We start from the raw sequence: 14321 nt of genomic DNA, 5'->3' as shown, positions 1-14321 counted from the left end.
TAAAATCTACCCGCTTGCAAGGCGGTTTAGCTACCTCACCACACCACAATTTAGGCAGTAGAGATAGCGATTTTGCGGATCGTTAAAGCTGTCTAACACGCCAAGGGATTGTTTCAGTTTAGACTGCACGGGCAAATTCAGCCAACGCACCAATTCCACCTGCACTTTGGGTTTAATGCCTTTCAACATCGCCCCGAACAGGGAATCATCTTCCTCAACAAACCATTGCACCGCAGGGGATTTCACCGTTTTGCCTTGCTGATTGAGCAACGCCACCATTTCATCGTAAGCAGTGCTGAAATCGCCTAAACGATCCACCAAGCCGAGCTTTTGAGCGGTCGCCCCCGTCCAAACCTGCCCTTGGGCGATTTTATCCACCGCCTCTTTTGACATCTTTCGCCCTTGGCTGACAAGGCTGATAAAGCGGTCGTAGCCGTTTTCAATCCCGATTTGGATCAGCTCACTTTGAGCTGGCGAGAGCGGTTTGAGGGAATTTTGGTTAGCGAGTTCGGAAGTGGCAATGCCGTCCTCGCTTACGCCGATTTTTTTGGCGGTTTTTTCCACATTTAACACCAAGCCGAAAATGCCGATTGAGCCTGTAATGGTGCTAGGATCGGCGACAATTTTATCGCTGGTGGCGGAAATCCAATAACCGCCCGAAGCCGCCATTCCGCCCATTGAAGCCACCACTGGCACGCCTTTTTGCTGAATTTCCGCCACTTTTTGACGGATCAATTCCGACGCCACCGCACTGCCACCAGGGCTGTTTACCCGTAAAATCAAGCCGACCACATTCGGATCTTGCTTCACGTTTTCGAGTAACTCGACAATGGTTTCACTGCCCGCACTCTGCTCATCGCTCTCGCCGTCCACGATTGCCCCCTCAACATTGACCACCGCAATTTTTTGCGAAGCGTTGGAAGAAAAACGGTCAGGCAGGGTTTCCACATAGTCGATATCCTCGATCAAGCGGTAAGATCCCTGCGAATTTTCGCCAAATTGAGCGATCAATTTTTGGCGAATTTCCCCCTCGCTCAACACCTCAGACACAAGGAAACGGTTGAGGGCAAATTGTGCATCATCGCCTTTGGCTTGACGATATTCCGCCAAGAATTGAGCAGGCTCAGGCAACACTTTTTCTTTGCCGATTTGACGATTTTTCGCCACCACATTTTGGAAATCGTCCCACATTTCGCCGAGCCATTTTTGGGCGTTTTGGCGAGCTTCGGGCGACATATCATCACGCAAAAACGGCTCAACCGCCGATTTGTAAGTGCCAACACGGAAAATATGCGGGGTGGCTTCGATTTTGTCGAGCAAGGATTTGAAATAGAGATTGGAATAGCTCAACCCTTTTAAATCCACCGAACCTGCTTTATTGAGGTAAATTTTGTCGGCGAAGGTCGCCAAATAATACTGACTTTGGCTGAACTGCGAGCCGACCGCAATCACGGGTTTACCCGATTGTTTGAAGGCGTTAATTTCTTCGCCGATAAACCGCAACGAGGGCAAATCCCCCCCTTGAAATTTGCCTAAATCCAGCACCAAGCCCGTGATTTGGCGATCCGCCGCCGCCCGTTTGAGCATTTGCACCACGTCAAAGGTGGAAATTTTGTTATCCTCGCTCTGTTCCATTTCCGAACGCAATAAGCGGTAAAAATCGCCATATTGATCGCGATTGTCGGCTAAATAGCCGTTTAATTTGAGTAACAGGGCGGAATTTTGCCCGAAATCGCTGGTTTGTGGTTTACCGCTATTCGCCACCATTGAGACCACCGCCCAGCACACGAGGACGAACAGAATAAAAAAGAGGCTGACGGTAAATTCCCGTAGGCAACGAAACAGGCGGTAAATGCCCTTTAACAGAGTGAGGAACATCAATTTTCCTAAATTTTGTTGAGAATAATTGCCGATAAATTACCACAAAATGTGCTATTCTTTAACGGTTTTTTCGTAAAGAGGATTTTTCAATGAACCCGATTTTAGACCTACTTCATCATCGCCGTTCCAATAAAAAACTCGGCGATCTCGCCCCAAATGCCGAACAACTCAACAACCTTTTTAAAGCCGCCTTGCGAGTCCCCGATCACGGTCGCTTAAAGCCTTATCGTTTTGTGGTGATTGAAAAAAGCCAAATGGCAACCTTTAAAAACTGCCTTGACGGTGCGGTGCAAGAATTTGGGTTGGATGCTCACAAGGCGGAAAAAATCAGCCACCTCGCCCCAATGGTGATCGGCGTGGTGGCGAAGATCGATGAAAATAATCCAAAAGTCCCCGCTTGGGAACAGATGCTGACCGCAGGCTGTGCCACTTACGCAATGCAACTCGCCGCCAATGCACAAGGCTTTGACACGGTTTGGATTACTAATAAATGGATCAACGGATCGGCGTTGCGTAACGCTTTTGCGTGTGCGGAACAGGATCAGATCGTGGCGTTGTTGATGATCGGCTCGCCCCGTGAAGACGATCAGATCGCTCGTTGCAGCGAATGTGAAGATCCAACGGATTTTGTGGCGTATCTCAAATGAAAACGATCTTAATTACGGGCTGTTCATCGGGCATCGGCTACGCCACCGCCCACCACCTCAAACAGGCTGGCTGGCGAGTGATAGCCAGTTGTCGCAAGGCGGAAGATGTCGCCCGCTTGCAATTTGAGGGGTTGGAATCTGTACAACTTGATGTTACGGATTCCGCCCAAATCGAGCAGGTGTTTGACTATATCAATGCAAGCGGTGGCTTAGATGCCATTTTCTGTAACGCAGGCTACGGGCAACCAGGCTGTGCCGAAGATGTGCCACGTGAGGCGTTGCGAGAAATCTTTGAAACCAACGTGTTCGGCTGCTGGGAAGTGGTCAATCACGCCCTCAAAATTTTCCGCCGTCAGAATCACGGTAAAATTTTAATCACCAGTAGCATTTTGGGCTTTGCCGCAATGCACTATCGAGCAGCTTACAACAGCACCAAATTCGCCCTCGAAGGCTATGCCGACACCCTACGCCACGAGTTGCACGGCTCGAATATCTTTGTGAGCTTGATCGAACCCGGCCCGATTCAAAGCAAATTCCGCCCAAATTCGGTGGTAAAATTGCAACAATACATCGATCTGGAAAATTCCTATCATCAAGCCTTTAACGCCAAGCAGTTGGCACGCTTAACCGCCCCAAGCAACGGCAACCCATTCACCCTACCCGCCACCGCTTGTGCCGAAGCCTGCCTAACCGCTCTCAACAGCCACAAACCGAAAGCCCGTTATCAGGTTACCTTCCCCACCAAATTGTTCTGGTGGCTCAAACGATTCCTACCCACCACCACGTTTGATGCCTTGTGTCGGAAGTTTGGGGGGTAAATTGTTATCAATAAAAGCAGGCAGATTCGTAAAAATTTTTACCAATCTGCCCGCTTGTTAATCCGCTTTACTTCGCAATCCGTTTATATTTAATGCGATGCGGTTGGGTGGCGGCTTCGCCGTAGGTTTTCTTCTTCCACTCTTCATAATCAGAGAAGTTACCTTCGTAGAAAGTTACTTTGCCTTCATCGCCGTAGTCGAGAATATGGGTGGCGATGCGGTCTAAGAACCAGCGGTCGTGGGAAATCACTAAGGCACACCCTGGGAATTCGAGGATCGCATTTTCTAAGGCTCGCAAGGTTTCTACGTCAAGGTCGTTGGTCGGTTCGTCCAGTAGCAACACGTTGCCGCCCACTTGCAAGAGTTTGGCGAGGTGCAAACGTCCGCGTTCGCCGCCCGATAATTCGCCCACGCGTTTTTGCTGATCCACGCCTTTGAAGTTGAAGCGTCCAACATAGGCACGGCTTGGGATTTCAAAGTTGCCGATTCGCATAATATCTTGTCCGCCCGACACTTCTTCCCATACGGTTTTCTTGTCGTCCATTGCATCACGGAACTGATCGACCGATGCCATTACCACCGTTTCGCCCAGCACGATTGAGCCTGAATCTGGCTGTTCTTTGCCCGAAAGCATACGGAAAAGGGTGGATTTACCCGCACCGTTCGCCCCGATAATCCCCACAATCGCCCCTTTTGGAATGCTGAATGAGAGATCGTCAATCAACGTGCGGTCGCCGTAAGATTTTGTGAGGTTTTGCACTTCGATCACTTTATCGCCTAGACGTGGGCCAGGTGGAATAAAGAGTTCGTTGGTTTCGTTACGTTTTTGATATTCGCCCGAATTGAGTTCTTCAAAGCGTGCCATACGCGCCTTACTTTTCGCTTGGCGGCCTTTTGGATTTTGACGCACCCATTCCAACTCTTTCTCAATCGATTTTTGGCGTGCCGATTCCGCCGCTTGTTCTTGGGCGAGGCGTTTTTCTTTCTGCTCTAACCAAGAAGAATAGTTACCTTCCCACGGAATACCCTCGCCACGGTCAAGCTCTAAGATCCAGCCTGCCACGTTATCAAGGAAGTAACGGTCGTGGGTGATCGCTACCACCGTGCCTTCGTAATCGTGTAAGAAGCGTTCTAGCCACGCCACGGATTCCGCATCCAAGTGGTTGGTTGGCTCGTCTAACAATAACATATCTGGCTTTTCAAGCAACAAACGGCACAACGCCACACGGCGGCGTTCGCCCCCTGATAAATGCTCGATTTTTGCGTCCCAATCTGGCAAACGTAACGCATCGGCGGCACGTTCTAATTGGTTGTCGAGATTGTGTCCATCGTGGGCTTGGATAATCGCCTCTAATTCCGCTTGCTCGGCGGCGAGTTTGTCGAAATCCGCATCAGGATCAGCGTAAAGGGCATACACTTCATCTAAGCGAGTGAGGGCTTTCTTCACTTCGCCCACCGCTTCTTCAATCGCTTCACGCACGGTTTGTTGCGGTTCGAGTTTTGGCTCTTGCGGAAGATAGCCGATTTTGATCCCAGGTTGCGGACGAGCTTCGCCCTCGATCTCTTTATCAATGCCCGCCATAATGCGAAGCAAGGTCGATTTCCCCGCCCCGTTTAAGCCAAGCACCCCAATTTTCGCCCCAGGGAAAAAGCTCAAAGAAATATCTTTCAAAATATGCCGCTTCGGCGGAACAACCTTGCCGACTCGGTGCATTGTATAAACAAATTGTGTGGACATTATTTAATTCCTCGTTGAAAAAATTGTGGGTTATTCTACTTGAAAATGGGTGGTTTTTCTTTCTTTTTTTGGCATAAATCGCTAGAATTTGCGGGATTTTTGCGTAGGATTTTCACGAAATTTCAAAGAATCCGACCGCTTGCAAACACTTTATCCCGTTAGGAATGACAATGTCTTTAAATTTAGCTGATATTCGCCAACAAATTACCCAAATCGACCGCCACTTGCTGAAACTGCTTTCCGAACGCCACCGCCTCGCCTTTGATGTGGTGCGTAGCAAAGAGATTACCCAAAAGCCGTTGCGTGATGTGGTGCGAGAAAAAGAGTTGCTGCAAGAGCTGGTAAATTTTGCCGAGGCGGAAAATTATCAACTCGATCCGCTTTACGTTACCCAAATTTTCCAGCGGATCATTGAGGATTCCGTGCTTACCCAACAAAATTACCTGCAAAATAAGTTGAACGAGCAGAAAGAGGATCGCATTTCGATTGCCTTTTTGGGAATGCGTGGCTCTTATTCCAATATGGCGTCTCGCCAATTCGCCAAAAAGTATCAAGGCACGTTGCACGAGTTGAGTTGTGCATCCTTCGCCGAAGTGTTTGAGAAAGTGCAACAAGGCGAGGCGGATTACGGCGTGCTGCCCCTTGAAAATACCACTTCGGGATCGATCAATGATGTCTACGATTTACTGCAACACACGGAATTAGCGGTGGTGGGCGAATTAGCCTATCCGATCAAACATTGCGTGCTAGCGACTAGCCCGATTGAACTCGCCGAGATCGACACTCTTTACAGCCACCCGCAGGTGATCCAGCAATCCAGCCAATTCATCCAAAGCCTCAACAAGGTGCATATTAAGTATTGCGAAAGCAGCTCGCACGCAATGGAATTAGTGGCTCGCTTGAATAAACCAAACATTGTGGTACTCGGCAACGAGGACGGCGGGAAACTCTATGGTTTGAACGTGATTAAAACGGATATTGCCAACCAAGAGAACAATATCACTCGCTTTATCGTGGTGGCGAAACAGGCGGTAAAAGTGTCGCCGCAAGTGCAAACCAAAACCCTGCTACTAATGACCACCACCCAACAAGCGGGGGCTTTGGTGGATGCGTTAATGGTGTTCAAACAGCACAATATCCGAATGATGAAATTGGAATCTCGCCCGATTTATGGCAAGCCGTGGGAAGAGATGTTTTATGTGGAACTGGAAGCCAATATCCATTCAGAAAACACCCAAAACGCCCTGCGTGCCTTGGAAAAAGAGACTAGCTATGTGAAAGTGTTGGGCTGTTATCCGAGTGAAATTATTGAGCCAGTTAAAATTTAAAAAATTCCTACGCCGAGCTAAATGCTCGGCATTTTTACGTTAAGGGAAACAACCACGGCACTAACAATACGGTGGCGATCATTACAATCAAAGTAAACGGCACGCCAATTTTGACGAAGTCGATAAATTTGTAGCCTGCGGGACCGATCACCATTGTGTTTACGGGGGAAGAGATTGGGGTCATAAAGGCGGCGGACGAGGCGATGGTAATCACCATTACCAACGCAATCGGCGAGTAGCCGAGTTGGTTGGCGATTTCGATTGCAATCGGTGCCATTAAAATGGCGGTGGCGGTGTTTGAGATAAATAAGCCCACCACCGCGGTTAAGGCGAACAAGCCGAATAAAATTGGGTAAATGCCTAATCCGCCCATTATGGCGAGGAATTGTTCCACTAACAAAGCCACGCCGCCCGTTTTTTGCATTGCGATTGAGAACGGCATCATTCCGATAATTAAAATGAGGCTCGGGAAATGGATCGACTCATAGGCACTTTTCATATCAATGCAGCGGAATTTGCCGAGCATCAGGCAGGCGATTAGTGCGGCGATCACATTTGGCACAATGCCACTTATCATTAACGCCACCATTACAAAAATGGAAAACAGAGCGTGGGGGGCTTGGCTGGCGGCTGGCACGGCTTGTTTGCTCTCTTTCGGCGTGCCGAGCAGGAAGAAATCTTTGTTATGCTTATCCATTGCCATAATCCGCTGCCACACGCCCATTACCAGCAAAATATCCCCCGATTTTAACGGCTCTGTGAGCAGATTATCTTGTAGGATCTGATCTTGGCGTTTGATCCCGACCACGCTCAATCCAAAATTCGAGCGAAAACCCAGTTCCGCAATGGTTTTGCCGATAGTATCCGTTTCGGGCATTAGGGCTAATTCCGCCATTCCCACCGCTTTGGCGTGGTCGGAAAAATACTCGCCTTTCAACGCAATCGGTTTTAATTTGAACTGTTCGCACAAGGTTTGAAATTCGCTTTCGCTCACGCCAATATCCATTAACAGCACATCTTTATTTTGCAGTTGATCGTTGCCTAACGCCGTAATGGTAATACGGCGGAAATGTTTAAAACGTTGAATGGCGATAATGTTGAGATGATAGGTCGAACGCAGTTTCAGTTCGTCAATGGTTCTGCCAATAAAGGGGGAATCTTCGGCAAGCACCACCATTTTGGCTCGCCCGTGTAGCTGATATTCGTTAATCAAATGGCTGATGGAATTTTCTTCGTGGGTGAGGTTCGTTTCCTGTTCGCCATTATCCAACCAACGGCAAGCCACTAGCATATACAAAATCCCGAGTACCAAAATCGTTAAGCCAATCAGGGTAAAATCAAAAAAGCCAAAGCCTTGATAACCACTTTTGACTAATTCCGAATGAGCCACCAAATTGGGGGCGGTGGCTATCAGGGTCATCATTCCGCTAATCAAGCCCGCCATACTTAACGGCATCATCATTCGGCGGGGGGAAATGTTCATTCCTGCACAAATGGCAAGTACCACAGGGATAAAAATCGCCACAATCCCCGTTGAGCTCATAAACGCCCCGAGGGTGGCGATAGAAAACATCAACAGTACCAACACTTTGGTTTCGCTCGCCCCTGCCACTCGCATTAACCAATCGCTCACTTGGTAGGCAACCCCCGTGCGGGCAAGGGATTCCCCCACAATGTAGAGCAAGGCGAGCAAAATAATGTTCGGATCGCTAAATCCAGCAAAAATCTCTTGGGTGGTTAAAATGCCCGACAGGCTAAACCCTAGCATTACCAACAGGGCAATGGTATCCATTCGCCATTTATTTTGGATAAATAGGAAAATCGCCACCGCCAACAGGCTCAACACCCAAAACAGCGGTTGCGAGAAAAAAGTGGGGAAAAAACTAGGGAATGAAGACATTTTGAGCAAAAAGTGAGGAAATTTTGTGAATTATAGCGAAAATGGCAGTCTATGCAAAAATTTGCTACAATCCCACCGCTTTCATCACCCTAAAAATCGGATAATAATAAAATGCACAAAATCCCCCGACTTTTTTTGATTTTTCTACTGCTGAGTTTGCCCCTCGCTGGCTGGGCAAACGCCCCTCGCACCGCCTTAGACTTTTTGAAAGCGATGTCTAACGCCCACCAAACGGCAACCTACGAAATTCTCTACAACTTGCAACAGGGCAACGAGTCGGAATCTTTCCGCTATCGCCACACCACCGCCAACGGCAAAGGTTTTGCCCAACTGCTACGCCTTGATAATCGCCGTGAGGAACAGGTGCTAAAAGGTAACACCGTGAGCTATTTGGGCTACGGTTTCCGCCCGTTTAGCCTGCCAAGTTCACAAATTTTGGATAATCTACCCGCTATTTTTAACGCCGATTTGACCCAACTTAATGGCTATTATGTGGAAGAATTAGAGCGAGATCGAATCGCTGATCGTGTCGCGCGTGGCTTCAAACTGATCCCAAAAAATAACGACCGCTACCCAATAGTGTTATGGATTGATGAAAACAATCACATTTTGCTAAAAAGCGAACTGTTTGATCAAAGCGGTCGCTTGCTTGAACAATTTAAGGTGGTGCAACTCAGCACCGATAACCAAATCCACGGCATCGTTGAGGCGATCAACACCCTTATTCTGCCCGAAATTATCGCCCCCGCTCAAAATCAAACCGCCGATCCCGAATGGCAACTCGGCTGGCTGCCCGAGGGCTTTAAGCCGATCAACCGTATTCAAAAAAATCTACTGCCCGAACTCACCGAACTGCAAGCGGTGGATAGCCAACTTTATAGCGACGGGATTTTTTCGTTTAATCTCTATGTGATCCCGAACGTGGATCTGCTGGCAAGCGGTCAGTTTTGGCAACAGGATAAAACCTTGATTTACAGCGAGATCATCAACAATAACAACGTGATTTTGGTCGGCGATCTGCCCCTTGAAACAGCGAAACGGATCGCCCAAAGCGTGCAATTTGTAGGTAACGCCCAATGATGATTGAAACCGCCACCGTGATCGCCTACCACAACGGCATCGCCACCGTCCAATGCCAAGCCAAACAAGGCTGCGGCGGTTGTTCGGCACAAGCCAGTTGTGGCACAAAGGCTCTTTCCGCCCTCGCTGGCGAGAAAACCGCCCCGCAATTTGAATTGACGGTAAACCAACCCCTTGCGATTGGCGATCAAATTGAACTGGGCTTGCCCGAACAAACCCTATTAAATGGCGTGTTTTGGCTTTACGGCGTGCCGCTGCTCGCCCTGCTTGGCTCGGCGGTGGGCGTTTCGCTTTTGACCGAAAATGAACTGATGATCGCCTTGGGGATTTTTTTCTGCACGGGGGGCAGTTTTGTGGCTGTCCGCCAATTCATTCAACGCCAACAAACGGCTTTGCAACCGCAATTTTTAAGACGGGTAAGCGGTCGAATTTAAGAAATTTTTTAAAATCTACCCGCTTGCTGTTATCAATAAGGAACACACAATGGAAAAAATTTGGTTTGAGAATTACCCAACAGGGGCAGAACGCACCTTGAACGTGGACAAATACGATTCTCTGCTTGAAATGTTTGAAAATGCGGTGCGAAAACACCCCGATATGCCAGCTTACATCAATATGGGGCAGGTGCTGACTTTCCGCAAATTGGAAGAGCGTAGCCGAGCCTTTGCCGCCTATCTGCAAAATGAGTTACGCCTCGAAAAAGGCGAACGGATTGCGTTGATGATGCCGAATTTGTTGCAATATCCGATTGCATTATTTGGGGCGTTGCGGGCTGGTTTGGTGGTGGTGAATGTCAATCCGCTTTATACGCCGCGTGAGTTGGAACATCAACTTAATGATAGCGGTGCGAAAGCGATTGTGATTGTGTCGAACTTCGCCGCCACCCTCGAAAAAGTGGTGTTTGATACCCAAGTCAAACACGTTATTTTGACCCGAATGGGGGATCAGCTTTCCTTTGGCAAACGCACCCTCGTCAATTTCGTGGTGAAATACATCAAAAAACTCGTGCCAAAATACAAACTGCCCCACGCCGTCAGCTTCCGTGAGGCGTTGAGCATCGGCAAACAGCGTCAATATGTGAAACCGACCGTTTACAAAGACGACCTCGCATTCTTGCAATACACGGGCGGCACTACGGGCGTGGCGAAAGGGGCAATGCTCACCCACCAAAACATCATCGCCAATGTGCTACAAGCGAACTGGGTTGCCGAGCCGTTGTTGCGTGGCAGCCGTGAGCGAATTGCGGTGATCGCCCTGCCGTTGTACCACGTTTTCGCCCTTACGGTGAACTGCTTGCTGTTTGTCGAAATGGGGGTAACGGGCTTGTTGATCACCAATCCACGAGATATTCCGAGCTTCGTCAAAGAGCTGAAAAAATATCCGTTCGTGGCGATTACAGGCGTGAACACCCTGTTTAACGCCTTGTTAAATAACGAAAATTTCAAAGAAGTTGATTTCTCGCACCTGCGATTAAGCGTTGGCGGTGGGGCAGCGATTCAAAGTTCAGTCGCCGCTCGCTGGCAGGAAACCACGGGCAACCACATTATTGAGGGCTACGGAATGACCGAATGTTCACCGTTAATCGCCGCCACTCGCAACGATTCCACCGAATACTCTGGCTCAATCGGTGTGCCAGTGCCAAACACTGATATTCGGATTGTCGATGACGCCGGCAACGATGTACCAATGGGCGAGCGTGGCGAATTGTGGGTCAAAGGCCCACAGGTAATGCGAGGCTACTGGCAACGCCCAGACGATTCCGCCGAAGTGTTAAAAGAGGGCTGGATGGCAACGGGCGACATCGTGGTAATGGGCGAGGATCTCAACTTACGCATTGTCGATCGCAAAAAAGATATGATCATCGTCTCAGGCTTCAACGTTTACCCGAACGAAATCGAAGAAGTGATCTCGCAAAATCCAAAGGTAAACGAAGTAGTGGCGATTGGCGTACCAAGCAAAGCCTCGGGCGAAAGCATCAAAATTTTCGTTACCAAAAAAGACGAAAGCCTCACCCGTGAAGAACTTCGCAACTTCTGCCGCCAATACCTCACGGGCTACAAAATCCCGCGAGATATTGAGTTCCGCGATGAATTGCCGAAAAGCAATGTCGGCAAAATTTTGCGTAGGGTATTGAGAGACGAAGAAATACACAAAACTTCATCTCAAAATTAGTCTTTTATCAATGTTTAATAATGGACGCAACTTTCAGCGTCCATTTGCATTTCAAGCGGTTCGATTTTTCACAAAACCCTTCCTTATTAGTTCCCCATCTCACAATTGTATAAAATTAAATCAATCAAACCGTTATCACTTGCTTTTTTTTTTTACAATGAGGAAGTTTTGATTAAGTTCTTCACAATTTAATCATACAAATTAACCATTAACTATAAATAAAAAGCTGAACTAGTTTCAGCTTTTTTATAGCAAATGGTTCGCTTTTTCATAAAGCACTTTTTTACCTCTCAATTGCATAAAATTCAATCAATCAAGCTATTATCGCTTGCATTTTTTTTTTTTTACAATTGGGAAGTTTTGATTAAAGTTTCATAACTTAATCATACAAATTAACCATTACTATAAACAAGGAAGCTGGATTTATTTCAGCTTTTTTTATGAATAGTGATTTTTTATGAATAATTTCCGGTTACGAGGTAACTATGAATAAAGTATTTAAGGTAATTTGGAACCAAGCGACACAATCTTGGGTTGCTGTATCCGAGTTAACAAAAGCAAAAGGTAAATCAGCATCATCAACAGATGAAAGAGCTGAACTTACTTCTGCGGATAGTAAATTTTTACCACTTCTTGTTGGGGGATTACTAAGCCTTTCTGCACCTGTAGCATTCGGTGCGGCTGCAACAGAATACTCAGTAGATAATAGTATTACTAAAATCTCAGGTGGTACTGATAGCGTATTAGTCGGTACTAACTTAGCAGTTAATGGTGTTTCTAATAATTTAATCGGTTCGAATATTCAAATTGGCAGAAGTGGAACATCCGTTAGCTATTCAACAGCGATTGGTGGTAATGTTTCCATTCAATTAGGACCATATGGCGGTTCTAGACCAGGTAATAATTATGATGGTCCAGGCCACGTTGCAATTGGTTATGGTGCTCAATCACACGGCTATTATGGAAACACCATTGTCGGTTCACAATCGGGTGACACTATAAATAGTGAGTTCTCTGCGGGACAGGTTACGGTTGTAGGTTCTCGTTCTTATGCTTACGGCGACCAATCAAACGTATTTGGTTCGGATGCACGTGCATTAGGTAACTCATCATACGCTGTAGGTGGTGACGATATTGAGAAAGCTCGTGCACAACTAGCACAAGCTATCCCTGAGTACCCAGGTACGAATGGTCGTAACCTTAAAAAGTTATATGTAGAACGTAATCCTGCTTTAGCAACTAAAACTGTTATCGGTGGCACCACTTCTCTCATTGAAGGTCAGGGACGTTGGACTCAAACAGTTGCTGGTGGAGACGTTTCAACTGCGATTGGTGCACAAGCACAAACTGCAGGTGTAGCATCTCAAGCACTTGGTGTAAATGCTCTTGCAATAGGTAATGCTTCAATTGCAATGGGTGCTTATGCAACTGCGGGTGGTATTATGAGTAACCCAACCACCGTAACGGATAGCTCAGGCCGAAATGCTATTGCAATCGGTACAGCATCTAATGCAACTACAGCAGACGCAGTAGCATTAGGACACGCAGCACGTGCATTTGGTCAAAACTCTACCGCGATTGGTTCTTATGCATTATCACAAGGTAATGACTCTATTGCATTTGGTACTTATACCAATGTAACAGGTCATAACTCTGTGGCGTTAGGTCCAAATATTCGCCGATTGAGTACTGAAAACTCTGTTGTTCTTGGTCAAGCTTCTACTGAAGTATTAACCAATGGCGATGTAGAAAGTGGTACATTAACCAGTGGTGCATCACACGCCGTAACAAAAGTAAAAACTGCAACGGTGAAAAACTCAAGTGGTGAAGATATTACCTATGGTGAATGGGGCTTTGCTGGTCAGCCACAAACTACAGGTCAATATGTAAGTATTGGTGAAAAAGGTAACGAACGTCAGCTCAAAAACGTAGCGGCAGGTCACATTGATGCTCAATCTACAGACGGTATCAACGGTTCACAGCTTTATGCAGTAATGGCGAAAGTAGAATCGGGTTTTGTGGTATCTAACAACACCGTGAATGCCACAAACCATATTACGCCAAATAAAATCGTAAACTTCAATAATGGTACAGCAACGACAGCGACTGTTGCTAACTGGAATTCAACAGACGGAAGCGTTGCAGGCGTAAACGTAACCTTTAACGTTAATACAACGCCATTAACTGTCTCTGATGGTTCAAGTGCTGCAGATTCATCAGCAACTGTCAATAAAGCACCTTCAGGTAAGGTGGATACACCAGTAGATCAAAATGCGATTGCAACCGCAGGCGATGTCGCTAACGCGATTAACAATGCAGGCTGGTGGACAAATGCCACTAACCCAGACGGTACGTCAAACAACACCTTAATCAATCCAGGTGATATCGTTAACTTTGCAAAAGGCAGTAACTTAAAACTGACTCAAACCAATACAACGGATGCAAATGGTGTTGATACTGTTACTTATACCTACTCTGTAGTTGATACTCCAACGTTCACTAACGTTACCATTGGTAACGCAAGTAACCCTATTGTGATTGGTGAAGTGACTAACCCAGATGGTTCTAAGTCTAACGTTATCTCTAACTTAACCAGCAGATTGCCTAAAACTGTTACCGAAAATACAAGCGGAACTACTAATGATGGTACTGGTGGTCAAGGAACCATTAACTTCACTGATAAGGTTGAGCGTCCATCAATCGACCCAAGTGAACTAAACAACGCTGCAACATTAAGCGATGTTTTAAATGCAGGTT

Annotated in this window: 10 protein-coding genes; 7 read left to right on the top strand and 3 right to left on the bottom strand. The window is 47.0% G+C overall.

The features are described 5' to 3' along the window. Window positions 1-30 precede the first annotated feature (30 nt). Window positions 31-1878 carry a signal peptide peptidase SppA gene (sppA, locus tag B0187_RS09260; protein ID WP_078237576.1) on the bottom strand — a complete coding sequence of 616 codons (1848 nt, stop codon included), beginning with the start codon at window positions 1876-1878 and terminating at the stop codon, window positions 31-33. A gap of 92 nt (window positions 1879-1970) precedes the next feature. Between sppA and B0187_RS09255 the strand changes: the two genes are divergently transcribed. Both B0187_RS09255 and B0187_RS09250 read left to right on the top strand, forming a co-directional pair. Next, on the top strand, window positions 1971-2528 hold the full coding sequence (locus B0187_RS09255; RefSeq protein ID WP_078237575.1) for a nitroreductase family protein: 558 nt from the start codon (window positions 1971-1973) through the stop codon (window positions 2526-2528). Then, window positions 2525-3346, top strand: a complete 822-nt coding sequence (locus B0187_RS09250) for an SDR family NAD(P)-dependent oxidoreductase (RefSeq protein WP_078237574.1) — start codon at window positions 2525-2527, stop codon at window positions 3344-3346. Before B0187_RS09255 ends, B0187_RS09250 begins: the two co-directional genes overlap by 4 nt. Before the next feature lie 67 nt (window positions 3347-3413). Here the strand turns inward: B0187_RS09250 and ettA are convergent, their stop codons facing one another. Beyond that, on the bottom strand, window positions 3414-5084 hold the full coding sequence (ettA, locus tag B0187_RS09245) for an energy-dependent translational throttle protein EttA (RefSeq protein WP_078237573.1): 1671 nt from the start codon (window positions 5082-5084) through the stop codon (window positions 3414-3416). A gap of 170 nt (window positions 5085-5254) precedes the next feature. Between ettA and B0187_RS09240 the strand changes: the two genes are divergently transcribed. Continuing rightward, window positions 5255-6412 carry a chorismate mutase gene (locus B0187_RS09240; RefSeq protein WP_078237572.1) on the top strand — a complete coding sequence of 386 codons (1158 nt, stop codon included), beginning with the start codon at window positions 5255-5257 and terminating at the stop codon, window positions 6410-6412. Between the two features lie 34 nt (window positions 6413-6446). Here B0187_RS09240 and B0187_RS09235 read toward each other — a convergent pair whose 3' ends face one another. Continuing rightward, window positions 6447-8312 (bottom strand): SLC13 family permease, encoded by a 1866-nt coding sequence (locus B0187_RS09235; protein WP_078237571.1) that lies wholly within the window; start codon window positions 8310-8312, stop codon window positions 6447-6449. A gap of 111 nt (window positions 8313-8423) precedes the next feature. Here B0187_RS09235 and B0187_RS09230 point away from each other — a divergent pair, with 111 nt between their 5' ends. The 4 genes from B0187_RS09230 to B0187_RS09215 form a co-directional block, all read left to right on the top strand. After that, window positions 8424-9392, top strand: a complete 969-nt coding sequence (locus tag B0187_RS09230) for a MucB/RseB C-terminal domain-containing protein (protein WP_078237570.1) — start codon at window positions 8424-8426, stop codon at window positions 9390-9392. Further along, window positions 9389-9826, top strand: coding sequence for a SoxR reducing system RseC family protein (locus B0187_RS09225; RefSeq protein ID WP_078237569.1), 438 nt, complete (start codon window positions 9389-9391; stop codon window positions 9824-9826). Before B0187_RS09230 ends, B0187_RS09225 begins: the two co-directional genes overlap by 4 nt. A 49-nt stretch (window positions 9827-9875) precedes the next feature. Continuing rightward, window positions 9876-11564, top strand: coding sequence for a long-chain-fatty-acid--CoA ligase FadD (gene fadD / locus B0187_RS09220; protein WP_078237568.1), 1689 nt, complete (start codon window positions 9876-9878; stop codon window positions 11562-11564). 485 nt (window positions 11565-12049) lie between these two features. Then, window positions 12050-14321, top strand: a 2272-nt coding sequence (locus B0187_RS09215) for an ESPR-type extended signal peptide-containing protein (protein WP_143413777.1), incomplete at its 3' end; no start/stop codon positions are given.

Origin of the sequence: Haemophilus paracuniculus (assembly GCF_002015115.1) — a bacterium.
Taxonomy (GTDB): domain Bacteria; phylum Pseudomonadota; class Gammaproteobacteria; order Enterobacterales; family Pasteurellaceae; genus Haemophilus_E; species Haemophilus_E paracuniculus.
This window is presented reverse-complemented; position numbering and strand designations above follow the sequence as displayed.

Coding starts and splice junctions, on each gene's coding strand:
- ettA (WP_078237573.1), bottom strand. CDS start 5,084: ATGTCCACACAATTTGTTTATACAATGCACCGAGTCGGCAAGGTTGTT.
- B0187_RS09250 (WP_078237574.1), top strand. CDS start 2,525: ATGAAAACGATCTTAATTACGGGCTGTTCATCGGGCATCGGCTACGCC.
- B0187_RS09230 (WP_078237570.1), top strand. CDS start 8,424: ATGCACAAAATCCCCCGACTTTTTTTGATTTTTCTACTGCTGAGTTTG.
- B0187_RS09225 (WP_078237569.1), top strand. CDS start 9,389: ATGATGATTGAAACCGCCACCGTGATCGCCTACCACAACGGCATCGCC.
- B0187_RS09235 (WP_078237571.1), bottom strand. CDS start 8,312: ATGTCTTCATTCCCTAGTTTTTTCCCCACTTTTTTCTCGCAACCGCTG.
- sppA (WP_078237576.1), bottom strand. CDS start 1,878: ATGTTCCTCACTCTGTTAAAGGGCATTTACCGCCTGTTTCGTTGCCTA.
- B0187_RS09255 (WP_078237575.1), top strand. CDS start 1,971: ATGAACCCGATTTTAGACCTACTTCATCATCGCCGTTCCAATAAAAAA.
- fadD (WP_078237568.1), top strand. CDS start 9,876: ATGGAAAAAATTTGGTTTGAGAATTACCCAACAGGGGCAGAACGCACC.
- B0187_RS09240 (WP_078237572.1), top strand. CDS start 5,255: ATGTCTTTAAATTTAGCTGATATTCGCCAACAAATTACCCAAATCGAC.